This is a genomic window from Kitasatospora sp. NPDC127060 (genome assembly GCF_042724935.1).
GTDB lineage: Bacteria > Actinomycetota > Actinomycetes > Streptomycetales > Streptomycetaceae > Kitasatospora.
The window spans coordinates 44,927-67,866 of record NZ_JBHXEG010000046.1 but is presented as its reverse complement, the minus strand read 5'-3'; the positions used below and the strand labels follow the sequence as shown (position 1 = coordinate 67,866).

20 protein-coding genes and 2 tRNA genes are annotated in these 22,940 nt (G+C 73.3%); 12 read left to right on the top strand and 10 right to left on the bottom strand.

Features of this window, described 5'->3' with window-relative positions; genetic code table 11:
* Nucleotides 1-200: 200 nt before the first annotated feature.
* Nucleotides 201-1,289 carry a TOMM precursor leader peptide-binding protein gene (locus tag ACFWIS_RS24145; protein ID WP_380462697.1) on the bottom strand — a complete coding sequence of 363 codons (1,089 nt, stop codon included), beginning with the start codon at nt 1,287-1,289 and terminating at the stop codon, nt 201-203.
* Nucleotides 1,290-1,544: 255 nt separating this feature from the next.
* Between ACFWIS_RS24145 and ACFWIS_RS24140 the strand changes: the two genes are divergently transcribed.
* A complete protein-coding gene (locus tag ACFWIS_RS24140; protein ID WP_380462699.1) occupies nt 1,545-2,288 on the top strand; it encodes a M48 family metallopeptidase in 744 nt (247 codons plus the stop codon).
* 103 nt (nt 2,289-2,391) lie between these two features.
* Here ACFWIS_RS24140 and ACFWIS_RS24135 read toward each other — a convergent pair whose 3' ends face one another.
* Together ACFWIS_RS24135 and ACFWIS_RS24130 are read right to left on the bottom strand one after the other, a co-directional pair.
* A complete protein-coding gene (locus ACFWIS_RS24135; RefSeq protein WP_380462701.1) occupies nt 2,392-2,979 on the bottom strand; it encodes an NUDIX hydrolase in 588 nt (195 codons plus the stop codon).
* Nucleotides 2,976-4,505 carry a zinc-dependent metalloprotease gene (locus tag ACFWIS_RS24130; protein ID WP_380462703.1) on the bottom strand — a complete coding sequence of 510 codons (1,530 nt, stop codon included), beginning with the start codon at nt 4,503-4,505 and terminating at the stop codon, nt 2,976-2,978. Before ACFWIS_RS24130 ends, ACFWIS_RS24135 begins: the two co-directional genes overlap by 4 nt.
* A 200-nt stretch (nt 4,506-4,705) precedes the next feature.
* Between ACFWIS_RS24130 and ACFWIS_RS24125 the strand changes: the two genes are divergently transcribed.
* The 4 genes from ACFWIS_RS24125 (at nt 4,706) to ACFWIS_RS24110 (ending at nt 8,033) form a co-directional block, all read left to right on the top strand.
* On the top strand, nt 4,706-5,854 hold the full coding sequence (locus tag ACFWIS_RS24125) for an NAD-dependent epimerase/dehydratase family protein (RefSeq protein WP_188303064.1): 1,149 nt from the start codon (nt 4,706-4,708) through the stop codon (nt 5,852-5,854).
* A 167-nt stretch (nt 5,855-6,021) separates the two neighbouring features.
* The gene (locus ACFWIS_RS24120; protein ID WP_380462705.1) at nt 6,022-6,462 is read left to right on the top strand and encodes a molybdenum cofactor biosynthesis protein MoaE; all 441 of its coding nucleotides are present in this window, start codon (nt 6,022-6,024) and stop codon (nt 6,460-6,462) included.
* Between the two features lie 224 nt (nt 6,463-6,686).
* On the top strand, nt 6,687-6,878 hold the full coding sequence (locus ACFWIS_RS24115; RefSeq protein WP_380523985.1) for a hypothetical protein: 192 nt from the start codon (nt 6,687-6,689) through the stop codon (nt 6,876-6,878).
* Nucleotides 6,879-6,920: 42 nt separating this feature from the next.
* Nucleotides 6,921-8,033, top strand: coding sequence for a PDZ domain-containing protein (locus ACFWIS_RS24110; RefSeq protein WP_380462708.1), 1,113 nt, complete (start codon nt 6,921-6,923; stop codon nt 8,031-8,033).
* A gap of 14 nt (nt 8,034-8,047) precedes the next feature.
* Here the strand turns inward: ACFWIS_RS24110 and ACFWIS_RS24105 are convergent, their stop codons facing one another.
* Nucleotides 8,048-8,620, bottom strand: coding sequence for a PPA1309 family protein (locus ACFWIS_RS24105; RefSeq protein ID WP_380462710.1), 573 nt, complete (start codon nt 8,618-8,620; stop codon nt 8,048-8,050).
* Between the two features lie 223 nt (nt 8,621-8,843).
* On the opposite strand from ACFWIS_RS24105, the gene ACFWIS_RS24100 reads away from it, so the two are divergent.
* From ACFWIS_RS24100 to ACFWIS_RS24085, 4 genes are all read left to right on the top strand, one after another.
* Nucleotides 8,844-11,840, top strand: a complete 2,997-nt coding sequence (locus ACFWIS_RS24100) for a UPF0182 family protein (RefSeq protein ID WP_380462712.1) — start codon at nt 8,844-8,846, stop codon at nt 11,838-11,840.
* Nucleotides 11,841-11,908: 68 nt separating this feature from the next.
* Nucleotides 11,909-11,982, top strand: a tRNA-Met gene (locus ACFWIS_RS24095).
* Nucleotides 11,983-12,065: 83 nt separating this feature from the next.
* Nucleotides 12,066-12,139: transfer RNA gene (locus ACFWIS_RS24090), tRNA-Met, on the top strand.
* Between the two features lie 366 nt (nt 12,140-12,505).
* Nucleotides 12,506-14,479: a sel1 repeat family protein gene (locus ACFWIS_RS24085; protein WP_380462714.1), complete on the top strand. Its 1,974-nt coding sequence runs from the start codon at nt 12,506-12,508 to the stop codon at nt 14,477-14,479.
* A gap of 19 nt (nt 14,480-14,498) precedes the next feature.
* Here ACFWIS_RS24085 and ACFWIS_RS24080 read toward each other — a convergent pair whose 3' ends face one another.
* On the bottom strand, nt 14,499-14,912 hold the full coding sequence (locus ACFWIS_RS24080) for a Fur family transcriptional regulator (protein WP_380462716.1): 414 nt from the start codon (nt 14,910-14,912) through the stop codon (nt 14,499-14,501).
* A gap of 105 nt (nt 14,913-15,017) precedes the next feature.
* On the opposite strand from ACFWIS_RS24080, the gene ACFWIS_RS24075 reads away from it, so the two are divergent.
* Nucleotides 15,018-16,493: a catalase gene (locus ACFWIS_RS24075; RefSeq protein WP_380462718.1), complete on the top strand. Its 1,476-nt coding sequence runs from the start codon at nt 15,018-15,020 to the stop codon at nt 16,491-16,493.
* A gap of 87 nt (nt 16,494-16,580) precedes the next feature.
* Here the strand turns inward: ACFWIS_RS24075 and hisN are convergent, their stop codons facing one another.
* The 5 genes from hisN to ACFWIS_RS24050 form a co-directional block, all read right to left on the bottom strand.
* Nucleotides 16,581-17,378 carry a histidinol-phosphatase gene (gene hisN / locus ACFWIS_RS24070; protein ID WP_380459039.1) on the bottom strand — a complete coding sequence of 266 codons (798 nt, stop codon included), beginning with the start codon at nt 17,376-17,378 and terminating at the stop codon, nt 16,581-16,583.
* 74 nt (nt 17,379-17,452) lie between these two features.
* Nucleotides 17,453-17,776 (bottom strand): multidrug efflux SMR transporter, encoded by a 324-nt coding sequence (locus ACFWIS_RS24065; protein ID WP_188303055.1) that lies wholly within the window; start codon nt 17,774-17,776, stop codon nt 17,453-17,455.
* Between the two features lie 119 nt (nt 17,777-17,895).
* The gene (rsgA, locus tag ACFWIS_RS24060; RefSeq protein WP_380459042.1) at nt 17,896-18,951 is read right to left on the bottom strand and encodes a ribosome small subunit-dependent GTPase A; all 1,056 of its coding nucleotides are present in this window, start codon (nt 18,949-18,951) and stop codon (nt 17,896-17,898) included.
* A 15-nt stretch (nt 18,952-18,966) separates the two neighbouring features.
* Nucleotides 18,967-20,304, bottom strand: coding sequence for a 3-phosphoshikimate 1-carboxyvinyltransferase (gene aroA / locus ACFWIS_RS24055; RefSeq protein ID WP_380459045.1), 1,338 nt, complete (start codon nt 20,302-20,304; stop codon nt 18,967-18,969).
* Between the two features lie 118 nt (nt 20,305-20,422).
* The gene (locus ACFWIS_RS24050; RefSeq protein WP_380459047.1) at nt 20,423-21,145 is read right to left on the bottom strand and encodes a M50 family metallopeptidase; all 723 of its coding nucleotides are present in this window, start codon (nt 21,143-21,145) and stop codon (nt 20,423-20,425) included.
* 137 nt (nt 21,146-21,282) lie between these two features.
* On the opposite strand from ACFWIS_RS24050, the gene ACFWIS_RS24045 reads away from it, so the two are divergent.
* Complete coding sequence (locus tag ACFWIS_RS24045) at nt 21,283-22,035, top strand: SOS response-associated peptidase (RefSeq protein ID WP_380459050.1); 753 nt, start codon at nt 21,283-21,285, stop codon at nt 22,033-22,035.
* Nucleotides 22,036-22,057: 22 nt separating this feature from the next.
* On the top strand, nt 22,058-22,699 hold the full coding sequence (locus ACFWIS_RS24040) for an alpha/beta family hydrolase (protein ID WP_380459052.1): 642 nt from the start codon (nt 22,058-22,060) through the stop codon (nt 22,697-22,699).
* The last annotated feature ends 241 nt before the right edge of the window (nt 22,700-22,940 follow it).

The window sequence follows — 22,940 nt, the reverse complement described above, 5'->3', positions numbered from 1 at the left end:
TGGGCTCACCTGGCCATGGGCTCACCTGGCCATGGGCTCACCTGGCCATGGGCTCACCTGGCCATGGGCTCACCTGGCCATGGGCTCACCTGGCCGGGCGCTGCGCCCGCGTCAACTCGGGCCTCGGGTGGGGCGGCTGCTGAGCCCGGCAGCCGCCGGGTCCGGGCCCGTGCGTTCGTTCTCCCGGTCCTCCTTCCTCCTCAACTCGGCGGCATCGGCTGCCACAGGCAGCCGCAGTCCGGGTGGCCTCGTAGCCGCAGACGGCGGGGCATCCCGTCGCCCGCGGAAATCTCGCACCAGCCGTCGACGCTGGGCGGCCGGCCGCCGTCCAGGTACACCTGGACGTGCAGCGCCGCCAGTCCGGCGACGGTCGTCGCCAGGGCGGTGTCGCAGGCCGGTGTGCGGGCGCGGCCGGGGCCGTTGTCCGCCAGCTGGGCGAGGACTCGCGGCCAGTCGGCGTCCTCGTCCTCGCGCCGGAGCACCAGGCAGTGCCCGCAGGCTGATCTCCCCGGGATCACCAGCGGCCCGATGATGCCGAACTCCTCGACCACGCCCACGTACAGATGCGGCACCCCGGCCCGGAGCAGCAGGCGGGCCTCGTACGTCCCGCCCGCGAAGGCGGCGCTGCCGTCCCGCGGGGCGAGGACCACGAAGTCGGGTGGCGGGCCGTCGCTCTTCCGCCGTGGCACCGGGACCAGCGGGCGCCCGGCGGCCCGTTGCACGGCCTCCCGGGCGACGGTCGAGCGCAGCCGCCCGATGTCCGAGGGCGGTAGCCCTGCGGGGGAGCAGTCGCCGGGCTGGACCCGCCCGCTGTCGGCTACGGCGACGCTGCCGGCGCCCCCGGCGGCGAGCACCGCCGCGACGGCGGCGCCGACCCGGCCGGCGCCGCGTACCTCGATCCGGGCCTCGGATCGGCGGGCCAGGACGGCCGGCGCGGCGCCCGGGCCGGAGTGGACCAGGGACAGCGAGGCGAGGTCGGGCCCGAGGAGGTCCCGGTGGGGCGGGGGGAAGCGGGACAGCGCCTTGTCGGTCGCCTCCGCGTCGTCGAGCAGCCCGGTTTCCTCCAGTTCGCTCAGCAGGGTGTCGGCGGGTTCGCGGCCGAGGCCGATCCGTTCGCCGGCGGTCAGCAGCTCGGGCCGGTCGCGCGTTCCGTCGAGCAGGTCGAGGAACTCGCAGAGCGTCTTGTCGGCGTTGCCGAGCACCCCGGCGTACCGGGTGACGGTGCCGAACTGCAGGGTCTCGGAGTCCCGCCAGCTGCGGGACAGGGCGGGCTTGAGTGCGAGGCGCACGACGATCTCCCTTCCGATCGTTTCCGGACGGCTGACCGCAGCATGCCCCATCGCGCCGACGGCGTGCGGAAAGTTATCCACAGGGCCGGGGGCATGATCACAACATCTGTTCGTAAGCCCTGTGGATAACTGCCCATCCTTCCGGGCGTCGGTTTCCGGACACCCTCCGTCGGCCTTTCGTTCCCGATCGCTCCATGAAAGATTTCGGCCACGGCACCGGACTTCTGTCAGCGGTACCGGGTAACGTCGTGTGCCATGGCAGCCGAGCGGGACTCCCATCCATCGGCGTCGCGTCGGCGTGCCCGTGCAGCGTCCGGGTCCCAGACGGCGGCGCCGAGCACACGTGGGCGCCCGGACGAGAAGCAGCGCGAGAAGTCGCACGAGCAGCAGCAGTCGAGGCCGCAGCACCCGCCCGCCGGGGCGGTGCCGCCCGAGGGGCACGACCGCAGCCGGGTCGAGGTGCGCCGCAGCGCCCGCCGCAGCCGCACCGTCTCCGCCTACCGCGAGGGCGACCGCACCGTCGTGCTGATCCCGGCCCGGTTGTCGCACGCCGAGGAGCAGCGCTGGGTGGCGCAGATGCTGGAGAAGCTCGCGGCCCAGGAGCGCCGGCGGGTCCTCGGGGACGACGCCCTGATGGCCCGGGCCCGGGAGCTGTCGGCGGCCTACCTGGACGGACGGGCCCAGCCGGTGCAGGTCCGCTGGGTGACCAACCAGAACTCGCGCTGGGGCTCCTGCACCCCGAGCGAGGGGACGATCCGGCTGTCCCACCGGCTGCAGGGCATGCCGGAGTACGTGCTGGACTACGTGCTGCTGCACGAGTTGGCGCACCTGCTGGTGCCGGACCACGGCGCGGCGTTCTGGGCGCTGCTGGAGGCCTACCCCCGGACGGAGCGGGCCCGCGGCTATCTGGAGGGCGTGGTGTCGGCGGCCCGGCTGCCGCACATCCCGGGGGCCCGGCACAGTGCGCCGGGGCCGGACCCGGCGGCGTCCTGCGGCTGAGGCAGGCGGACGGGCAACAGGCGGACGGGCAACAGGCGGACAGGCGAAAGGGGGCGCGGACCGCATCGGTCCGCGCCCCCTTGGCGCGTCGCACCTCAGTCCGTCAGGCGGTCAGCCGTCGCGCGCGGGCGACCAGGTCGCGAACCGAGTGGTCGGTCAGTTCCGGCAGCCTGTCGTAGTCGAACCAGCGCAGGTCCAGCGACTCCTCGCTGATCATGGCCTGCGCCCCGGCCGGGGCGAGCGCGATGTACTGGACGTCCAGGTGGGTGTTCTCCGGCCGGTCCTTGCCGGTGCAGCGGACCAGGTGCCGGTCCAGCTTGGCGGGGACGGCGGCGCCGCCGTCCCGCAGCAGGGTGAGCTCGGGGATGCCGGACTCCTCGACGGCCTCGCGCAGCGCGGCGGAGGCGAGGTCGGCGTCGCCGGGCTCGCAGTGCCCGCCCATCTGCAGCCACATGCCGACCTTGGGGTGCAGGGTGAGCAGCACCCGCCCGGCGGCCGGGTCGACGACCGCCGCGCTCGCGGTGATGTGGGCGGGCAGGCAGGACCGGTAGAGGCCCTCGGGCTGCTCGGCGAGGTGCGCGAGGTAGTCGAGCCGCAGCTGTTCCTGGTCCCGGTCGGCGGGCCGCCAGTCGGTCAGGGTGCGGACGGCGTCCGCGTGCAGGGCGGGCGCGTGCGTGCCGGTGGCCGTCATGCGGTGGGCTCGCCCTTTCCGTCGGTGCCGTCCTCGTCGGTCCCGGGCTGCTCGGGCTTGGTGAGGTCGGGCTTGCCGGCCGCGGCCTCGCCGAGGAGCTTGTCGAGGGCGTCGAAGTCGAAGCCGCCCTCCAGGTCGCCGCTGTCGCGGTGAACGAAGGCGTCCGGGTCGTCAAGGTCTGCGGCGGTGGGCAGCATGTCGGGGTGCTCCCAGAGGGCGTCGCGGCCCTCGACGCCGCGGGCGTCGGCGAGCAGCGCCCACAGCCGGGCGGCGTCGCGCAGGCGGCGCGGGCGCAGCTCCAGGCCGACCAGGGTGGCGAAGGTCTGCTCGGCGGGCCCGCCGGCCGCGCGGCGGCGGCGGACGGTCTCGCGCAGGGCGCCGGCCTGCGGCAGGTGGGGTTCGGCGGCGGCGTGCACGACCGCGTCGACCCAGCCCTCGACCAGGGCGAGGGCGGTCTCCAGGCGGGCGAGCGCGGCCTTCTGCTCAGGGGTGTCCTCGGGCTGGAGCAGGCCGCCGGCCAGTGCTTCCTGGAGTGCCTCCGGGTTGCTCGGGTCGAGCTGGCCGACGAGTTCCTCCATGCGGGAGGTGTCGACCTTGATGCCGCGCGCGTAGGCCTCGACGGCGCCCAGCAGGTGGGCCCGCAGCCACGGCACGTGGGCGAAGAGCCGCTGGTGGGCGGCTTCGCGCAGGGCGAGGTAGAGCCGGACCTCCTCGGCGGGCACGTTCAGGCCCTCGCCGAACTCGGCGACGTTCTGCGGCAGCAGGGCTGCCTTGCCGGCCGGGGCGAGCGGCAGGCCGACGTCGGTGGAGCCGACCACCTCGCCGGCCAGGGCGCCGAGCGCCTGGCCGATCTGGGTGCCGAACATGGCGCCGCCCATGGAGCGCATCATGCCCATCAGCGGGCCGGCCATGGCCTGCATCTCCTCGGGCAGGACGCCGCCCATGGCAGTGCCGACGCGCTCGGCGACCGGGTCGACGAGGTCCTTCCAGACCGGGAGGGTGGCCTCGATCCACTCGGCGCGGCTCCAGGCGACGGCGGTGCCGGCGCCGGAGGGGAACTCGGTGACGCCGTCGAGCCAGAGGTCGGCCAGGCGCACGGCCTCCTCGACGGCGGCGCGCTCGACGGCGCCGACCGAGCGGTCCTTGCTCTTGCCCTCGGCGGGTTCGGCGACGACGGTCTGCCGGGCGATGTTGAGGGCGAGGTCCCAGTTCACCGGGCCGCCTTCAAAGGAGAGCATCTGCCCGAGCTGCTGGAAGGCCGCGCCGAGGTCACCGGGGTTGAGACCACCGAACATCGCGGCGAAGGGGTTGTCGGCGCCGGGGCCGCCGGGGCCGCCGGGGCCGCCCGGGGCGCCGGGCATGCCGAACATCGCGCCGAAGGGGTTTCCGGCTCCGAAGCCGAACGGCTGGGGGCCGCCGGCGCCCTCCTGGCCCTGGTCCTTCTTGTGCTGCGCGTCGTCGGGCTTGGCCTTGCCGTCCTCGGGCTCCTCGGGAGGAACGCCGAATCCGAAGGGAAGGTCGCTCACGGGGTCCTCGATCCGGTAGGCCGTCATACGGGTGTGGCGGGAAGTGCGGTCCGCCCGGGGCTCCGGTGGAGCGGGGGACTCGTGGGCGGCTCCCGGGCGCAAGGCCCGCGCCGGGTGCACCGCCGGGCCTTCGCCTCGGGCAGGATGGACGTACGTGACACACGTCCGTACGCACATAAGCTAACCGTGGAGGATGGCCGGTGAGTTCCCCGCCCTCGGACGTTCGCTCTGGGCTGACCGCTGGAGAGGACGATCCGGACGCCACGGCGTCGCCGCCTCCAGCCTACGGCGGGCGGCCGCTGACCGTGGCGGTGACCGGTGCCGCGGGTGTGCTGGGCGAGCGGGTCGCCGCCCGGCTGGTGGCCTCGCCGCACGTGCGCAGAGTGCTGGCGGTGGACGACCGGCGCGGCGAGGTCCCCGGCGTGCAGTGGCGGGTGCTGGACGTGCGGGACCCCGCGGTGGCCGAGCGGCTGGCCGGGGTGGACGTCGTGGTGCACCTGGCGATGGACTTCGGCATGGAGTCCGATCCGCGGGCCCGCAGCGCCTACAACGTGCGCGGCGCCCAGACGGTGCTGACCGCGGCGGCGGCCGCCGGGGTGCACCGGGTGGTGCTGTGCACCTCCGCGATGGTCTACGGCGCGCTGGCCGACAACGAGGTGCCGCTGGCCGAGGACTCGGAGCTGCGGGCGACCGAGGAGGCCTCGCTGGTCGGGGACCTGCTGGAGATCGAGCGGCTGGCCCGGCGGGCGCCGCGGGCCCACCCGGGCCTGCAGGTGACGGTGCTGCGCCCGGCGGTGGTGGTGGGCCCCGGGGTGGACACCGTGCTGACCCGGCACTTCGAGGCACCCCGGCTGCTGGTGGTGGCCGGCTCCCGCCCGTGCTGGCAGTTCTGCCACGTGGACGACCTGGCGGCGGCGCTGGAGTACGCGGCGCTGGGCCTGGTCGAGGGCGAGGTGACGGTCGGCTGCGACGGCTGGCTGGAGCAGGAGGACGTGGAGCGGCTGTCGGGGATCCGGCGGATGGAGCTGCCGGCCGCGCTGGCGCTGGGGACGGCGGCCCGGCTGCACCGGCTGGGTCTGACCCCGGCCCCGGCGGGGGACCTGGCGTACACGATGTATCCGTGGGTGGTGTCCGGCAGCCGGCTGCACGAGGCGGGCTGGCGGCCGGAGTTCACCAACGAGCAGGTGCTGGCCGAGCTGCTGGCGCAGGTGTCCGGCAAGCACGCGGTGGCGGGGCGCCGGCTGGGCGGCAAGGAGGCCGCGACCAGTCTGGGGGCGGCCGGGGCGACGGTGGCGCTGGTCGGTACGGCGGCGCTGGTGCGCCGGGCCCGCAAGCGGCGCCGTTTCTGAGGCGGGAGCGGACGGGAGGTTCGGGTAGGCCGGGAGGGCTGGGGGAGGTCTGGGCGGGCCTGGCGGGCCGGGCGGGGCGACGACAAGATTCTCACGATGCGAAATTTCGGAATCGTGATGCGGAAGCCCCTTGCCCCGGTCGGCCCCGGATGAGCCATCATGGGGTCATGTCCGAGAACCACGACCCCATCCGCCTGCTCGCCATCCGCGACACCCCGCTCTCGCTGGACGAGGTGTACGAGGCGGTCGGCGACGACGCGGCCGGCGGTACCACCGTCTTCGTCGGGACGGTCCGGGACCACGACGGCGGCAAGTCGGTCTCCGCGCTGGAGTACAGCTGCCACCCCTCCGCCGAGGAGGAGATGCGCCGGATCGCCGAGAAGGTCGTCGCGGACTTTCCGGTCCGGGCGCTCGCCGCGGTGCACCGGGTGGGTCGGCTGGAGATCACCGACAAGGCCGTGATCGTGGCCGTCTCCTGCGCCCACCGCGGGGAGGCCTTCGCGGCGGCCCGTCGACTCATCGACGACCTCAAGCACGAGGTGCCGATCTGGAAGCACCAGGTCTTCGCCGACGGCGAGGAGGAGTGGGTCGGCGCTGGCGGCTGCTGATCCGATCCGTGCTCCCGCCCCCCGGCATCGCGGAACCGGCCGCACACGGAACACGTCTTCCGGGACAGGCGCGCCGAGGCCTCACCCGAACGGGTCCGGCCGGAGGCGCCGGATACTCCCTGGAAGTGAGCCGATCGGCCGTCCCGTAACCCGGATGGCGCCGGCCGCGTTGTCCGCCGGAGTGGTTAATCTGCTCATAGACACGACGAGCTGGGAGTACTGATATGGGTGCGCTCGCCTGGTTGATCATTCCGGTTGTCGCCGTCCTGGTCGCCGCCGCCTGGGCGGGTTGGGCCCAGCGGGCCCCGAAGGCCACCGGGGACCCCGCCTCGCTCGCCGAGCACCGACGCTTCATGGCCGCGATGGAACGCACCACCGCGGGCAGCGCCGCTCCCGGGGAGCACTCCGGCCGGTAGCCCGGCGGGCGCCCTCTCACGGGCGTCCCGTACTGTCGAGGCATGCCACGCCGCTCCGCGACGATGCTCGCTGCCACCCTGCTGCTCATAGCGCTGCTCTGCGTCTCGGTGCTGATGAAGGTGCCGTACACGGAGATGAGCCCGGGCCCGACGTACAACACGCTGGGCGAGCAGGGGGGCAAGCCGGTGATCACCATCACCGGGCACGACTCGTACAAGACGAGCGGACACCTGAACATGACCACCGTCCAGGTCACCGGGGCCAAGTACGAGCCCAGCCTGGTCAACGCGGTGGTCGGCTGGCTGCGCGACGACGTGCTGGTGGTTCCGCACGACAACGTCTACCCCAAGGGGCAGTCGGACGCCGACGCCAAGAAGCAGAACGCCGAGGAGTTCGCCTCCTCCGAGGACAGCGCCCGCACCGCGGCGCTCAAGCAGTTGGGCGTCCCGGTCGGCGACGAACTGATCGTCAAGTCGGTCACCGCGGGGGCGCCGGCCGAGGGCCGGCTGCACGCGGCCGACCAGATCGTCGCGGTGGACGGCACGGCCGTCGACTCGGTCGACCAGGTGGTCGCCGCCGTCACCAAGCACAAGCCCGGCGAGTCGGTGGTCTTCACCGTGGTGCCGCGGACCAAGGACGCCTCCGGCAACGGCGCCACCACCCCGGGGACGAAGACCGACGTCACCGTACCGACCGTGCGGGCCAAGGACCTCGACCCGAAGGCCCCGGCCGAGCGGGCCGAGCTCGCGGTGGTGGGCATCGGCACCGGGATCCGGCACACCTACCCGTTCCAGATCGACATCGGCCTGCAGGACGTCGGCGGCCCGAGCGCCGGGCTGATGTTCTCGCTCGGCATCATCGACAAGCTCACCCCCGGCGGCGACCTCACCGGCGGCAAGTTCGTCGCGGGCACCGGCACCATCGACGACGACGGCAAGGTCGGCCCGATCGGCGGGATATCGATGAAGCTGATCGCCGCCCGGGACGCCGGGGCCCAGTACTTCTTCACCCCGTCCTCGAACTGCGCCGAGGCCGACAAGAACGTGCCGTCCGGGCTGACCCTGATCAAGACCGACACCCTGGACGGCGCGCTGAAGTCGCTGGAGCAGATCCGCTCCGGGCAGACCTCGGCGCTGCCGTCCTGCCCCAAGTAGCCGGGGCGCGGGGTTCAGGAGAAGGTCGCCAGCAGCGCGTCGGTCAGGCCGGGCACGAGGTCCGGGCCGGTCAGCACCTCGCGGGCGACGTCCTTGGAGCGCAGCCGCAGGGCGATCTCCTTCTTGCCGTTGCGCAGCACCGCGGCGGTGATCCGCACCTCCTCGCGCTTGGGGTGGTTGGCCACCCACTCGGCGAGCTGGGCGTCGCTGGCGCCCCGGGGGCGGGACTGCTCGGCGCCCGGCGGCAGCATCAGGCGCTCGACGACCAGGGCGCAGCCGGCCACCGCGGCGGGCCAGGCGATGGTGCCGAGGAACTTGTCGAGCTCCATGCCCTCCGGGAGCTCGTCCTGCTCGACCGGGGTGAGGCCGGGCTCGTCGGTGTCGGCGAGGCCGAGCTGCTTGGCGATGTGCGGATCGGCCTTGCGCAGGGCGGCGCTGTCCACCAGGGCGAACAGCCGGGCCGGGAGGTCCCAGCCGAGGGTGGCGGCGTACTCGTCGATCTCCAGCGCGGCCCGGGTGAGCGGGGTGGCGGCGGGGAGCTTGGAGACGTCGTCGGGGGAGTTGTTCAGATCAGGCGCGTCGGACATGACTCAATCCTCACACGCCGGGCGGCGGGCGCTCGCCGGGGCGGTCGCGGGCGGCTCGGCGAGGGGCCCGGCGGGGGGTGTGGCGCGGGGTCGGCGGGGGCCGGGCGGGAACGCCGTAGTAACCGTCTGCTAACGGTGGGAACTCGGCCGAAGCCTGGTTAAGTTGCTCTGACGACCGACTGATCCCAGACGACACAGCTGAGGTGCCACCGTGGTATTCCAGATGCCGGAACGCTCAGGGCCGGGTTTCCGGCGGAGGGTGGGCCCGCCCTCCCGGCGGGCGAGAGTGGCCCTGCTGACCCTGGGCGTACTCGCGGTGCTTTTCCTGCTGTTCGTCATGTTCGCCGGTTTCTGGACGGACTGGCTGTGGTTCAGGTCGGTTCACTACTCCTCGGTGTTCACCACCCAGCTGTGGACGAAGATCGGGCTGTTCGCGGTGTTCGGCCTGCTGATGGCGGTGATCGTCGGCTTCAACGTCTGGCTGGCGCACCGGCTGCGGCCGCCGCTGTCGGCGATGTCGGTGGAGCAGCAGAGCCTGGACCGCTACCGGGCCGGCCTGGCGCCGTTCAAGCGCTGGGCGCTGATCGGCGTCTCGCTGGTGATCGGCCTGGTGGCGGGGGCGGCGGCGTCGGGCCAGTGGCGGACCTGGCTGATGTGGACGAACGCGACGTCCTTCGGCGAGAAGGACGCCCAGTTCGGCATGGACGTCTCCTTCTACGCCTTCGACCTGCCGTTCTACGAGTTCGTGCTGGGCTTCGCGTTCAGCGCGGTGATCGTCTCGCTGCTGACCTCGGCGCTGGTGCACTACCTGTACGGCGGGCTGCGGCTGCAGGGCCCGGGCCGACGGGCGAGCGCGGGCGCGCAGGGGCACCTGGCGGTGCTGCTGGGCGTGTTCGTGCTGCTGAAGGCGGTGGCGTACTGGCTGGACCGGTACGCGCTGGCGGTGAAGACCGGCTCCTACAAGGGGGTCTCGGGCTGGACGGGCCTGCGCTACGTGGACGCCAACGCGTTCCTGCCGGCCAAGACGATCCTGTTCTTCGTCGCGATCATCTGCGCGGTGCTGTTCTTCCTGACCCCGATCCGCCGCACCTGGGCGCCGGCCCTGATCGGGCTGGGACTGATGGTGCTGTCGGCGGTGCTGATCGGCGGGCTGTACCCGGCGATCGTGCAGCAGTTCCAGGTCAAGCCGAACGAGCAGGCCAAGGAGACGCCGTACATCCAGAAGAACATCGACGCGACGCGGCAGGCGTACGGGATCGCGGCCTCGGAGACCACCCCGTACAGCCCGCAGGGCTCGACCACGGGTGACGCGCTGAAGCCGGACGCGCAGACCATCGCGGACGTGCGGCTGCTGGACCCGAACATCGTGTCGCAGACGTTCCAGTCGCTGGAGCAGCAGCGCAACTACTACGCCTTCCCGAGCACGCTGTCGGTGGACCGCTACGGCACCGGCGCGGACAAGCAGGACACCGTGATCGGCCTGCGCGAGCTGGACCTCAACGGGGTGCAGCGCAACTGGATCAACGACCACTTCAAGTACACCCACGGCTACGGCGCGGCCGTCGCCAAGGGCAACCAGGTCGACGACAAGGGCGGGCCGGTGTTCACCGAGTCCGGTCTGCCGGCCACCGGCTCGCTGGGCGACTACGAGCAGCGGATCTACTACGGCGAGAAGACGACGACGTACTCGATCGTCGGCGGCGCCAACAAGGAGATCGACTACACCGACATCAAGACCGGCCAGAACGTGGAGTACACGTACGGCGGTGACAGCGGTGTCTCGCTGAACAACCCGATCACCCGGGCCGCGTACGCGGTGCGCTTCGCCGAGCCGCAGATCCTGTACGCGGGGGCGATCACCGACGGCGCCAAGGTGATCTACAACCGGACGCCGAAGGAGCGGGTGGAGAAGGTCGCGCCGTGGCTGTCGATCGACGCGGACCCGTACCCGGTGGTGCAGGGCGGCCGGGTGGTGTGGGTCGTGGACGGCTACACCACCTCGGACGGCTTCCCGTTCTCGTCGAAGACGACGCTGGGCACCGCGACCAAGGACTCGCTGACCAACCAGCGCGGTGAGCTGCTGAGCGTCGCCAACCAGGTCAACTACATCCGCAACTCGGTCAAGGCCACGGTGGACGCCTACACCGGCGAGGTGAAGCTCTACCAGTGGGACGACAAGGACCCGGTGCTGAAGACCTGGATGAAGGCCTTCCCGGGCACCGTCGAGCCGAAGGCGGACATCCCGGCGACGCTGCTGCCGCACCTGCGCTACCCGCAGGACATGTTCAAGGTGCAGCGCGACCTGCTCGGCCAGTACCACGTGACGGACGCCAACTCCTTCTTCAACGGCAGTGACATCTGGCAGGTCCCGGTGGACCCGACCAGTGACACCAAGCAGGTCCAGCCGCCGTACTACGTGACGGTGCGGATGCCGGACGCCCCCGCCGCGAGCTTCTCGCTGACCAGCAGCTTCGTGCCCAACCAGAGGCCGAACCTGGCGGCCTTCATGGCCGTCAACGCGGATCCGGGCGACGACTACGGGAAGATCCGGATCCTGAAGATGACCGGCGAGAGCGGCGCCCCCGGCCCCGGCCTGGTGCAGTCGAAGTTCAACTCCCGCCAGGAGGTGGCCAACCAGATCTTCGCGCTGAAGAGCGGCGGCGACACCGAGCTGGAGTACGGCAACCTGCTGACCCTGCCGGTCGGCGGCGGCCTGCTGAACGTGGAGCCGGTGTACGTGCGCGGGCGCGGCGCCAAGTACCCGACGCTGCAGAAGGTCCTGGCGGTGTACGGGGACGACAACGTGGCCTTCGAGAACACCCTGGAGGACGCGCTGAAGAAGCTGTTCGCCGGGCAGGCCCCGCCGGCCACGCCGGTCGCGCCGTCCAACCCGGGCGGCGGGCCCGTCCCGGGCACGACGCCGGGCTCGGGCACGACGCCGACCTCCCCGGGGACGCCGACGCCCACGCCCACCGGGCCGGGCACCCCGGCGCCGGGCGGGACGCTCTCGCCGGAGCTGCAGAAGGCGCTCGCGGACGCGGAGAAGGCGTACAACGACAGCCAGACCGCGTTCAAGAACGGCGACTGGGTGGCCTACGGCAACGCCCAGAAGGCGCTCGGGGACGCCCTGAAGGCGGCCGACGCGGCCCGCGGCGGCAGCCCGGCGCCGACCCCGACGGCGGCGCCGACCGGCACGGGGGCGGCCAGTCCGCACCCGTAGTCCCCGCTGAGCTGCGGTAACCGCTTTTGGTTCCACCCCGCGTCCGTGCTACGGTTCAACCACAACGACGCGGGGTGGAGCAGCTCGGTAGCTCGCTGGGCTCATAACCCAGAGGTCGCAGGTTCAAATCCTGTCCCCGCTACTCAGTGCCAGGGGCCCGGAGGATTCTTCCTCCGGGCCCCTGGCATGTGCGCCGTTGGAACCGTGCTATTGTTTGATCAACGACGCGGGGTGGAGCAGCTCGGTAGCTCGCTGGGCTCATAACCCAGAGGTCGCAGGTTCAAATCCTGTCCCCGCTACTCAGTGTCAGAGGCCCGGAGGATCATTCCTCCGGGCCTCTGTCGTTCCCGGATGTTTCCGTCCGGAAGCGGCGGGAACCGCTCCGGTACTATCGACCGTCGCCAACGGGGACGGCACCGGGGTTTGTGGGGTGGAAGTGTCGGGAAATCGACAAAGCGCCGAAGCAATTCCGTCGGCTTCGGGTCCGCCCCACCCGAATTCGGCCGGGGCAGGTGTACGCGGGTAGCGGGTGATGCGACGATGGGACACACGGGGGACGGTGCACGGCCGCTGATGGGCCGTCGGGTCCGGCGCCTCTCCTGGGAGTCCCCCCGGCCGTCGGCCGGGGCACGATGCCGCGACACTCTGGGGGAGCGGGAGTCGGCATGAGGCTGATCGGCAAGTCAGGCGCCAAGTCCGGTGCGGCCGTCGAGGCCGACACCGACGCCTGGGCGGAGAGCGCCGAGAGCCCCGACAACCGCCCCGGGGCCCTGCCCGCCCAGCGCACCAGCGGGCTGTCCGAGCGTCCCGCGGTCGGCGGCTCCGGGCCCGACAGCCTGGTCCACGTGTCCGCCCGTCAGTTCTCCGCCGCCGTCGGCCCGTACGGGGCGGGCGGCGACGAATCGTCCGCGGGCGCCGCACTGGACCCGGCCGGGCTGGACCCCACCAGCTTCGAGACCGCGCTGGCCGCCCGGGAGTCCGCCGCCCTGGAGGCCCGGCACCGGCAGGCCGCCGACGACGGCGACGCGGACGCCGCCGGCCGGCTCGGCACCCTGCTGCTGCGCCGCGGCGACCTGGAGGACGCCGAGCCCTACCTGCGCGCCGCCGCGGCCGCCGGGGTGCGGGCCGCCGCCAACAACCTGGGCGTGCTGCTGCACCAGCAGGGCCACCGCGCCGAGGCCGGCCAGTGGTGGCGCCAGGCGGCGGTGGCGGGCAGCGCCCCCGCCGCGCACGCGCTCGGGCTCCAGCTGCGCGACCAGGGCGAGGAGGAGGCCGCCGAGTACTGGCTGCACTTCGCCGCCGACCACGGCCACCCGCTCGGCGCCTACGCGCTCGGCGACCTGATGGAGCACCGGCGCGACGTACGGGCCGAGCGCTGGTTCAAGGTGTCCGCCGACGCCGGGCACCGGGAGGCCGCCTACCGGCTGGCCCGGATGCGCGAGGCCGCCGGGGACAAGGAGACCGCCGAGGCCTGGTACCGCACGGCCGCCGCCCGCAGCCACGCCCGCGCCGCGCTGCGCCTGGGCGTGCTGCTGGAGGAGCGCGCCGGCGACGACCGGTCGCTGCTGGAGGAGGCGGCCCGCTGGTACCGGCAGTCCGCGCAGAACGGGGAGCCGCGGGCCGCCTGCGCGCTGGGCTTCCTGCTGCGCGACTCCGGGGACGTCGTCGCCGCCGCCGAGTGGTGGCAGGAGGCCGCCGAGGCCGGCGACGGCAACGCCGCCAACGCGCTCGGCGCCCTGCACGCCGGCCGCGGCGAGGCCAAGGCGGCCGAGCACTGGTACCGCACCGCCCTCGACGCGGGCGACCAGAACGGCGCCTTCAACCTCGGCCTGCTCTGCGCCGGCACCGGTCGTGAGCAGCAGGCCGAGCAGTGGTACCGCCGGGCCGCGTACGCCGGGCACCGGGAGGCCTGCAACGCGCTGGCCGTGATGCTGCTCCAGCGCGGCGAGGAGTCCGGCGCCGAGCCGTGGTTCTCCAAGGCCGCCGAGGCCGGCAGCGTGGACGGCGCCTTCAACCTGGGCGTGCTGCACGCCGGGCGGGGCGAGGTGCGGCAGGCCCAGGAGTGGTACGCGCGGGCCGCCGCCGAGGGCCACGGCGAGGCGGCGCTGCAGCTGGCGGTCGCCCAGGAGCAGCGCGGCAACCTGTCCGGCGCTTTGGAGCGCTACCGGCAGGCGGCGGCCGGCGGCTCGGCGGAGGGCGCGTTCCGGCTGGCCTCGGTGCTGGACCGGCGCGGGGACGCGGATGCCGAGGCCGAGCACTGGTACGCGCTGGCGGCCGACGCCGGGCACCGCCGGGCGCAGGTGCGGATGGGCGTGCGGGCGGCCGAGCGCGGGGCGCTGGAGATCGCCGAGAGCTGGTACCGGCGGGCCGCCGAGGCGGGCAGCCGCAGCGCGGCGTTCAACCTGGGGCTGCTGCTGGCCCGGCAGGACAGCGAGGCGGAGGCGATGCTCTGGTACACCCGGGCCGCCGACGCCGGGCACGGGCGGGCGGCGCTGCGCCTGGCGCTGCTGGCGCTGCGCCGGGGCGAGCCGGTGCAGGCCGAGAACTGGTGCCGGCGGGCGATCGACTACGGGCCGGCCGAGGTCGCGGAGCGGGCCGGGCGGCTGCTGGGCGCGCTGCATGCGGAGCTGAGCGCGTAGCGGGCCGTCGGCCTCCGCCTCAGCGGCGGCAGTCGGGGCACAGGCCGCGGTAGGTGACCTCGGCGGTGGTGACGGCGAAGCCGAAGCGCTCGGCGGCGGGCAGTGCCGTGAGCGGGTCGCCCTGGGGGTGGACGTCGCGGATCGCGCCGCAGCCGGAGCAGACCAGGTGCTGGTGGGCGCGGTGGGCGTTGGGGTCGTAGCGCTTGGCGCGGCCGTCGGTGGCGACCTCCAGCACCTCGCCGAGGGTGACGAGTTCGCCGAGCGTGTTGTAGACGGTGGCGCGGCTGATCTCGGGCAGGCGGGCGGCGGCGCGGGCGTGCACTTCGTCCGCGGTGAGGTGGACGTGCTCGCCGTCGAGGACCTCGGCCACCACCCGGCGCTGCGAGGTCAGCCGCCAGCCGCGTCCGCGCAGTCTCTCCAGCAGGTCACTCATGGGACCAGAATAAGTCAGGCTCCGAGATTGGTGCCAGTGTTGACTTGGACGAAGTCCAAGTTAGGATCGTGTCATCACGACCGGATCCCTCGGAGGCGACCCGTTATGACCACGCAGGACGAGCTGCGCCCGACCCTCACCACGGAGGCGGGAGCCCCCGTCGCCGACAACCAGAACACCGCGACCGCTGGTGTCGGCGGCCCGGCCCTGATCCAGGACCAGCTGCTGTTCGAGAAGCTCGCGCACTTCAACCGCGAGCGGATCCCGGAGCGCGTGGTGCACGCCCGCGGCGCCGGCGCGTACGGCACCTTCACGGTGACCGCCGACGTGACGCCGTACACCCGGGCGGCCTTCCTGTCCGAGATCGGCAAGCAGACCGAGGTCTTCCTGCGGTTCTCCACCGTGGCCGGCAATCTCGGCGCGGCCGACGCGGTGCGCGACCCGCGCGGCTTCGCGCTGAAGTTCTACACCGAGGAGGGCAACTACGACCTCGTCGGCAACAACACCCCGGTGTTCTTCATCAAGGACGCCATCAAGTTCCCCGACTTCATCCACACCCAGAAGCGGGACCCGTACACCGGCTCGCAGGAGGCCGACAACGTCTGGGACTTCTGGGGCCTGTCGCCCGAGGCCACCCACCAGGTGACCTGGCTGTTCGGTGACCGCGGCATCCCGGCCAGCTACCGGCACCTGAACGGCTACGGCTCGCACACCTTCCAGTGGCAGAACGAGGCCGGCGAGCACTTCTGGGTCAAGTACCACTTCAAGACCGACCAGGGCATCCGCAACCTCACCCAGGCCGAGGCCAACAAGCTCGCCGGCGAGGACCCGGACAGCCACCAGCGGGACCTGCGCGAGTCGATCGAGCGCGGTGAGTTCCCCAGTTGGACGGTGCAGGTCCAGATCATGCCGGCGGCCGACGCGGCCGCGTACCGCTTCAACCCCTTCGACCTGACCAAGGTCTGGCCGCACGCCGACTACCCGCCGGTCGAGATCGGCCGACTGGAGCTCAACCGCAACCCCGACAACGTCTTCGCCGAGGTCGAGCAGTCGGTGTTCTCCCCGGCGCACTTCGTGCCCGGCATCGGGCCGTCCCCGGACAAGATGCTCCAGGGCCGCCTGTTCGCCTACGCGGACGCCCACCGCTACCGGGTCGGCATCAACGCCGACCACCTGCCGGTCAACCGCCCGCACGCCACCGAGGCCCGCACCAACGGCCGCGACGGCCACCTGTACGACGGCCGGCACGGGCGGCAGAAGAACTACGAGCCGAACAGCTTCGGCGGCCCGGTGCAGACCGGCCGTCCGCTGTGGGCGGCGACCGCGGTCGACGGCTCCACCGGCACCCACGCGGCGCCCTCGCACGCCGAGGACGACGACTTCGTGCAGGCGGGCGACCTCTACCGGCTGTTCTCCGAGGAGGAGAAGCAGCGGCTGATCGCGAATCTGGCGGGCTTCATCGCCAAGGTCTCGGCCGACCGGGAGGACATCGTGGAGCGGGCGATCGACAACTTCCGCAAGGCCGACGCCGACTACGGGCAGCGGCTGGAGGCGGCGGTCCGGGAGCTGCGCAAGCAGTAGCCGGACCGGAACGAGCGGCGGGCCCGGATGACCAGCTCCCACTGGTCATCCGGGCCCGCGCTGGTTACTCGCCCGCTCGCCTGCGGGTCAGACGGAGAGCCGTCGCAGGGTCTCGTCGTGCAGCAGGCCGTTGGTGGCCACCGCGTCGGCGCCGCCGGGGCCGGGGACGCCGTCCAGGCCGGTGAACAGGCCGCCGGCCTCCTCGACCACGATGCAGGGCGCGGCCATGTCCCACAGCGACAGCTCGGGCTCGGCGGCGATGTCCACGGCGCCCTCGGCGACCATCATGTAGGACCAGAAGTCGCCGTAGGCGCGGGTGCGCCAGCAGGCGCGGGTGAGGTCCAGGAACGGGTCCAGGCGGCCGCGGTCCTCCCAGCCGGTGAGGGAGGAGTACGAGAAGGAGGCGTCCTCCATCCGGGAGACGCCGGAGACGTGGATCCGGGAGGCCTTGGCCAGGCTGCGGCCGGCGTAGGCGCCCAGGCCCTTGGCGGCCCACCAGCGGCGCTGCAGCGCCGGGGCGGAGACGATGCCGACCACCGGGCGCTCGACGCCGTCCGGGCCGTCCTCCAGCAGGGCGATCAGGGTGGCCCAGACCGGGACGCCGCGGATGTAGTTCTTGGTGCCGTCGATCGGGTCGATCACCCAGCGGCGCGGGCCCGAGCCCTGGAGGCCGAACTCCTCGCCGAGGACGGCGTCGCGCGGGCGGGCGCGCTGGAGCACGCCGCGCACCAGTTCCTCGGCGGCCTTGTCGGCGTCGCTGACCGGGGTGAGGTCCGGCTTGGTCTCGATCTTCAGGTCGAGGGCGCGGAAGCGCTCCAGGGTGATCGAGTCGGCCGAGTCGGCGAGGACGTGGGCGAGTCGGAGATCGTCGTGGTAGTCGGCCATGCCGGAAACCCTAGCTCAGTGGGTCGGGCCGGTCCGGGTGTCTCGGTGGGTGGTCGGCGGGTCGGGCCGGGCGGTCAGTGGGCCGAGCCGCTGAGCTGGAGGCCGATCACCCCGGCGATCACCAGCGAGATGGAGACCAGCTTGAGCACCGAGGTGGTCTCGTCCAGGAAGGCCATGCCGTAGATGGCGGTGCCGGCCGCGCCGATGCCGGTCCACACCGCGTAGGCGGGGCCGACCGGCAGGCTCTTCAGCGAGAGGGTGAGCAGCCCGAAGCTGCTGAGGGCGAACACGCAGAAGCTGATGGTGGGCCAGAGCTTGGTGAAACCCTCGCTGAGCTTGAGGTTGATCGCGAAGCCGGTCTCCAGCAGGCCGGCCAGGATCACCAGGGCCCATGCCATCGGGTGCCCTCCCTGTCGATCGACGGACGGGCCGTGCCCGGCCCGACTTTCCTATGATCGCCAGGGCGGGCCGGTCCGACACCTCGAACGGGTCACGGACCCGAGGGACGGCAAAGCCGTCAGTCGCCCTCGCGGGCCTCCTTGCTGGCCAGCAGACGGCGCAGCGAGTAGAGCCGGGCGCCCTCGGCGTGGCCGTCGGCGACCCAGGCGTCCAGGGCGCAGTCCGGTTCGTCGTGGCTGCAGGCGCGCGGGCAGTCGACGGTGCCGGGCTCCAGGTCGGGGAAGGCGTGGATGACCCGGGACGGGTCGATGTGGGAGAGGCCGAAGGAGCGGAAGCCGGGCGTGTCGATCACCCAGCCCGGGTCGAGCGCCTTGCGGGATCCGGGCTTGGCGCCGGGCGGCGGGGGCAGCCGCAGGGCCAGGGCGGAGACGGTGGTGTGCCGGCCGCGGCCGGTGACCGCGTTGACGTGGCCGGTCTGCCGCTGGCGGTCCGGGACCAGGGCGTTGACCAGGGTGGTCTTGCCGACGCCGGAGTGGCCGATGAACACCGTGGAGAGCCCGCGCAGGTGCTCGCGGACGGCCTCGGCGCCGGTGGTCTCCAGCTCGTCCCGGCGGGTGACGACGTAGTCGATGCCCAGCGGGGCGTACGACTCCAGCAGCTCGTCGGCCGGGGTGAGGTCGGACTTGGTGAGCACCAGCAGGGGCTCCATGCCCGCGTCGTAGGCGGCGACCAGGCAGCGGTCGATCAGCCGGGGGCGGGGCTCCGGGTCGGCCAGCGCGGTGACGATGGCCAGTTGGTCGGCGTTGGCGACGACGATCCGCTCGTACGGGTCGTCGTCGTCCGCGGTGCGCCGGAGCACGGAGCCGCGCTCCTCGACCCGGACGATCCGGGCCAGGGTGTCGGCGTCCCCCGAGAGGTCGCCGACCAGGTTGACCACGTCGCCGACGACGACGCCCTTGCGGCCCAGTTCGCGGGCCTTCATGGCGACGACCTCGCGCTCCTGCTTGGTCCCCGGATCGACCAGGCAGGTGATCCGGCCGCGGTCGACGGTCAGCACCATCGCCTCGGCGGCGTCCTCGTGCTTGGGCCTGATCCGGGTCCGCGGCCGGGAGCCCCGGCGGGCGGGGCGGTTGCGGATGTCGTCCTCGTCGGCGTCCTTGCCGTAGCGGCGCATGATTCCAGTCTCCGCTCAGGCGTCCGTCGCCGCCGTGCCCTCGCCGAGCAGCTCCGCCCACATCCCGGGGAAGTCGGGCAGGGTCTTGGCGGTGGTGCCGACGTTCTCCACGTCGACGCCGGGCACGGCCAGGCCGAGCACCGCGGCGGCGGTGGCCAGGCGGTGGTCCTCGTAGGTGTGGAAGATGCCGCCGTGCAGCGGGCGCGGGCGGATCCGCAGGCCGTCCTCGGTCTCGCTGACGTCGCCGCCGAGGTCGTTGATCTCCTTGGCGAGGGCGGCCAGCCGGTCGGTCTCGTGCAGGCGCAGGTGGGCGATGCCGTACAGGTGGGACTCGGAGTCGGCGAGGGCGGCGACGGCGGCGATCACCGGGGTGAGCTCGCCGACGTCGTGCAGGTCGGCCTCGATGCCGTGGATCCGGCCGGTGCCGGTGAACTGCAGGCCCTCGTCGGTGAACTCGCAGGCGCCGCCCATCCGGGTGTAGAGGTCGCGCAGCTGGTCGCCGGGCTGGGTGGTGTGCTTGGGCCAGTCGCGGACGGTGACCCGGCCGCCGGTGACCAGGGCGGCGGCGAAGAACGGGGCGGCGTTGGAGAGGTCGGGCTCGACCACCAGGTCGCGGCCGAGCAGGGCGCCGGGGGTGACCCGCCAGACGTCCTTCTCGCCGCCGTCCTCGGGGGCGTCGACCTGGGCGCCGGCCAGGCGCAGCATCTCGACGGTCATCCGGATGTGCGGCAGCGACGGCACCGGGCCGCCGACGTGCCGGACCTCGACGCCGTGGTTGTAGCGGGCGCCGGAGAGCAGCAGGGCGGAGACGAACTGGGACGAGGAGGAGGCGTCCAGCTCGACCGGGCCGCCGTCGAGGCCGCCGGTGCCGTGGACGGTGAGCGGGAAGCTGCCGCGTCCGCCGTCCTCGATCCGGGCGCCGAGCGCGCGCAGGGCGTTGATCACGCCGTGCTGGGGGCGCTCGTGGCTGCGCGGGTCGCCGTCGAAGTGCACCGGGCCGTCGGCGAGGGCGGCGAGCGGGGGCAGGAAGCGCATGACCGTGCCTGCGTTGCCGACGTCCACGTTGGCGGGGCCGCGCAGCGCGGGGGCGGGGATGACCCGCCACGCCTCGCCGCCGCCGGTGCCGCCGGAGTCGTTGTTGACCTTCTCCTCGATGGTGACCCCGAGGGCGCGCAGGCCGTCGGCCATCAGCTGGGAGTCGCGGCTGCGCAGCGGGCGGCGCACCCAGCCCGGTCCGTCGGCGAGTGCCGCCAGCACCAGGGCCCGGTTGGTGACCGACTTGGAGCCGGGGATGGTGACGGTGGCGTCGACGGGGGCGGTGGCGACGGGGGCGGGCCACAGGGTCTCGGTCATGTGGGCCAGTCTAGGGGCCGTACCGGAACGGCCCGGGCGACGGCCGCATGGTGGGAAGCCAGGGCGGACACGGCGGACACGGCGGACACGGCGGGGACGCGGCAGCCGGCCGCGGACGCTACAGCGGCCGCAGCAGCCAGTTGGCGCCCAGGGCCAGGCAGGCGAGGGCGATCAGCAGGAACACGGTGACCCAGGCGAGGGCGGGGACGTGGGTGAGCCGGGCGAGCTGGTCGGCGTCGGAGTCGCGGGCCCAGCCGATCCGGCGCTGGTGCTGGAGCTCCAGGACCGGGCGCACCGCCCCGAACAGCAGGAACCAGCAGCCGAGGTAGGCGAAGCCGGCCTGGACCTGGCTGCTGCCGAACCAGGAGACCAGGAAGAAGGCGCCGCCGGCGACCAGCACGGTGAACAGCCCGAAGGCGTTGCGGATGCGGATCAGCAGGGCGAGCAGCAGGGCGATGGCCAGCCACAGCAGCAGGGTGATCCGGTCGGCGGCGAGCAGGGCGGCGCAGCCGAGGCCGAGCAGGGCGGGGGCGGTGTAGCCGGCGGCGGCCGTGAGGACCATGCCGGGGCCGGTGGGGCGGCCGTAGGAGAGGGTGAGGCCGGAGGTGTCGGAGTGCAGCCGGATGCCCGCGAGCTTGCGGCGGGTGACGAGCGCGGCGAGGCCGTGTCCGCCCTCGTGGGCGATGGTGACGGCGTTGCGGGCGACGTGCCAGAGCGGGCGGGCGAGGACGGTGAGCAGGGCGGCGCAGCCGGTCGCGAGGACCAGCCAGCCGGGCGGGGCGGCCTGGGCGCCGGTGACCCGGTCCCACAGTTCGCCGAGGTTCTGGTTGTTCGGGTTCATCGGCGCTCGTCGCCTCCGTTCGCTGCGTTGGGCCGTTCGGGGCAGCCTCCCATGCGGGGACGGCGGGACGGCAGCGGGCGGTTCTCCCGGTGGGATGAGGAAGTGGTGAGTGCGGGCGGCATGGCAAGCTGGCCCGCATGTGCGGTCGGTTCGCAGCCAGCAGCAAGCCCGAGGACCTCGTCGACCTGTTCGACGTGGAGTTCTGGGACCCGCAGGAGTCCCTGGATCCGAACTGGAACGTGGCGCCGACCACCAGCGCCTTCGTGGTGCTGGAGCGGCAGGCCAAGGGGGCGGCGCGGCCGGTGCGGCAGCTGCGGGCGCTGCGCTGGGGGCTGGTGCCGCAGTGGTCGAACTCCGCCGAGACGGCGGTGAAGATGATCAACGCGCGCTCGGACACGGTGCACGAGAAGCCCGCCTACCGGCAGGCCTTCGCCGCCCGCCGGTGCATCCTGCCGGTGGACGGCTACTACGAGTGGCAGACGGTGCCGGGCGAGCGGGGAAAGGCGCGCAAGAAGCCGTTCTTCGTCTCCCGGGCGGACGGCAGCCCGCTGGCGCTGGCGGGGCTGTACGAGTTCTGGCGCAACCGGGCGGTGCCGCCGGGGCATCCGGAGGCCTGGCTGGTGACCTTCACGATCGTCACGACGGACGCTGAGGAGCTGCTGGCGCCGATCCACGAGCGGATGCCGCTGTTCCTCGACCCGGGGGACTGGGGCGACTGGCTGGACCCGGGGCTGAGCGATCCGGAGGAGGCGCGCCGGCTGCTGATACCCCCGCCGCCGGGGGCGCTGCTGGCCACGCCGGTGTCGCCGGCGGTCGGCAGCATCCGCAACAACGGCCCGGAGCTCAAGGAGCCGTGGGCCGAGGTCGAGTACGAGACCACACTGTTCTGAACCGTCTTCGGGAGCCGCTGAGATGACCACCACCGAACTCGTCGCCACCGAGGCCGGGGACGCCCGGATCACCTACCACCGGGCCGCCGCGCCGAAGGCGGTGCTGGCGCTGGGGCACGGGACCAGCGGTGCGATCGACGGCCGGGACCTGGCGGCGCTGGCCGGGTGGCTGCCGGCTCGCGGGATCACCGTGGCGCTGGTCGAGCAGCCCTGGAAGGTGGCCGGGAAGAAGCTCGGCCCGTCGGCGGCGAAGACCCTGGACGCCGGCTGGCGGCCGGTCGCGGAGCACCTGGTGGGGCAGGGGCTGCCGCTGGTGGTGGGCGGGCGCAGCGCGGGGGCGCGGGTGGCCTGCCGGGCGGGGGCGGCGAGCGGGGCGGTGGGGGTGGTGGCGCTGGCGTTCCCGCTGCACCCGCCGGGCAGGCCGGAGAAGAGCCGGGCGGAGGAACTGCTGGGGTCGGGTCTGCCGACGCTGGTGGTGCAGGGCGCGGCGGACCCGTTCGGCGGGCCGGAGGAGTTCCCGGAGCTGCCGCCGGGGCACGAGCTGGTGGCGCTGCCGTACGGGAACCATGGTTTCGAGGTGCCCAAGCGGGCGTCGGTGGGGCAGGACGAGGTGCTGGAGCTGATCTGTTCGTCGGTGGGTGACTGGGTGCTGGGGCTGGTCTGAGCGGCCGGCCGGTGCCGGGTGGCCGGTACCGGGCGCGGGGCCGTGAGCAGGGAGTTTCCGCTCGATCACTCGTGCGAGTGAATGGGGCGTCGGGGCGGGAATGCGGGCGGGGCCGGTGTGGTTGTCGTCTCCGTCAGCAGGAGTCACCGGTGAGAGGCAGGGCAGATGGGTTCGATCGCGTGCCCCGAACGGCCTGAGGAGCGCGAGGCCGCCACGGCCTTCACCCCCTCCTGGCCGGAGT

Excerpts from the sequence above, each read along its gene's own strand:
- ACFWIS_RS24140 (WP_380462699.1), top strand. The coding sequence starts at position 1,545 with ATGGCAGCCGAGCGGGACTCCCATCCATCGGCGTCGCGTCGGCGTGCC.
- ACFWIS_RS24135 (WP_380462701.1), bottom strand. The coding sequence starts at position 2,979 with ATGACGGCCACCGGCACGCACGCGCCCGCCCTGCACGCGGACGCCGTC.
- ACFWIS_RS24120 (WP_380462705.1), top strand. The coding sequence starts at position 6,022 with ATGTCCGAGAACCACGACCCCATCCGCCTGCTCGCCATCCGCGACACC.
- ACFWIS_RS24115 (WP_380523985.1), top strand. The coding sequence starts at position 6,687 with ATGGGTGCGCTCGCCTGGTTGATCATTCCGGTTGTCGCCGTCCTGGTC.
- ACFWIS_RS24110 (WP_380462708.1), top strand. The coding sequence starts at position 6,921 with ATGCCACGCCGCTCCGCGACGATGCTCGCTGCCACCCTGCTGCTCATA.
- ACFWIS_RS24105 (WP_380462710.1), bottom strand. The coding sequence starts at position 8,620 with ATGTCCGACGCGCCTGATCTGAACAACTCCCCCGACGACGTCTCCAAG.
- ACFWIS_RS24100 (WP_380462712.1), top strand. The coding sequence starts at position 8,844 with ATGCCGGAACGCTCAGGGCCGGGTTTCCGGCGGAGGGTGGGCCCGCCC.
- ACFWIS_RS24085 (WP_380462714.1), top strand. The coding sequence starts at position 12,506 with ATGAGGCTGATCGGCAAGTCAGGCGCCAAGTCCGGTGCGGCCGTCGAG.
- ACFWIS_RS24080 (WP_380462716.1), bottom strand. The coding sequence starts at position 14,912 with ATGAGTGACCTGCTGGAGAGACTGCGCGGACGCGGCTGGCGGCTGACC.
- ACFWIS_RS24075 (WP_380462718.1), top strand. The coding sequence starts at position 15,018 with ATGACCACGCAGGACGAGCTGCGCCCGACCCTCACCACGGAGGCGGGA.
- hisN (WP_380459039.1), bottom strand. The coding sequence starts at position 17,378 with ATGGCCGACTACCACGACGATCTCCGACTCGCCCACGTCCTCGCCGAC.
- ACFWIS_RS24065 (WP_188303055.1), bottom strand. The coding sequence starts at position 17,776 with ATGGCATGGGCCCTGGTGATCCTGGCCGGCCTGCTGGAGACCGGCTTC.
- rsgA (WP_380459042.1), bottom strand. The coding sequence starts at position 18,951 with ATGCGCCGCTACGGCAAGGACGCCGACGAGGACGACATCCGCAACCGC.
- aroA (WP_380459045.1), bottom strand. The coding sequence starts at position 20,304 with ATGACCGAGACCCTGTGGCCCGCCCCCGTCGCCACCGCCCCCGTCGAC.
- ACFWIS_RS24050 (WP_380459047.1), bottom strand. The coding sequence starts at position 21,145 with ATGAACCCGAACAACCAGAACCTCGGCGAACTGTGGGACCGGGTCACC.
- ACFWIS_RS24045 (WP_380459050.1), top strand. The coding sequence starts at position 21,283 with ATGTGCGGTCGGTTCGCAGCCAGCAGCAAGCCCGAGGACCTCGTCGAC.
- ACFWIS_RS24040 (WP_380459052.1), top strand. The coding sequence starts at position 22,058 with ATGACCACCACCGAACTCGTCGCCACCGAGGCCGGGGACGCCCGGATC.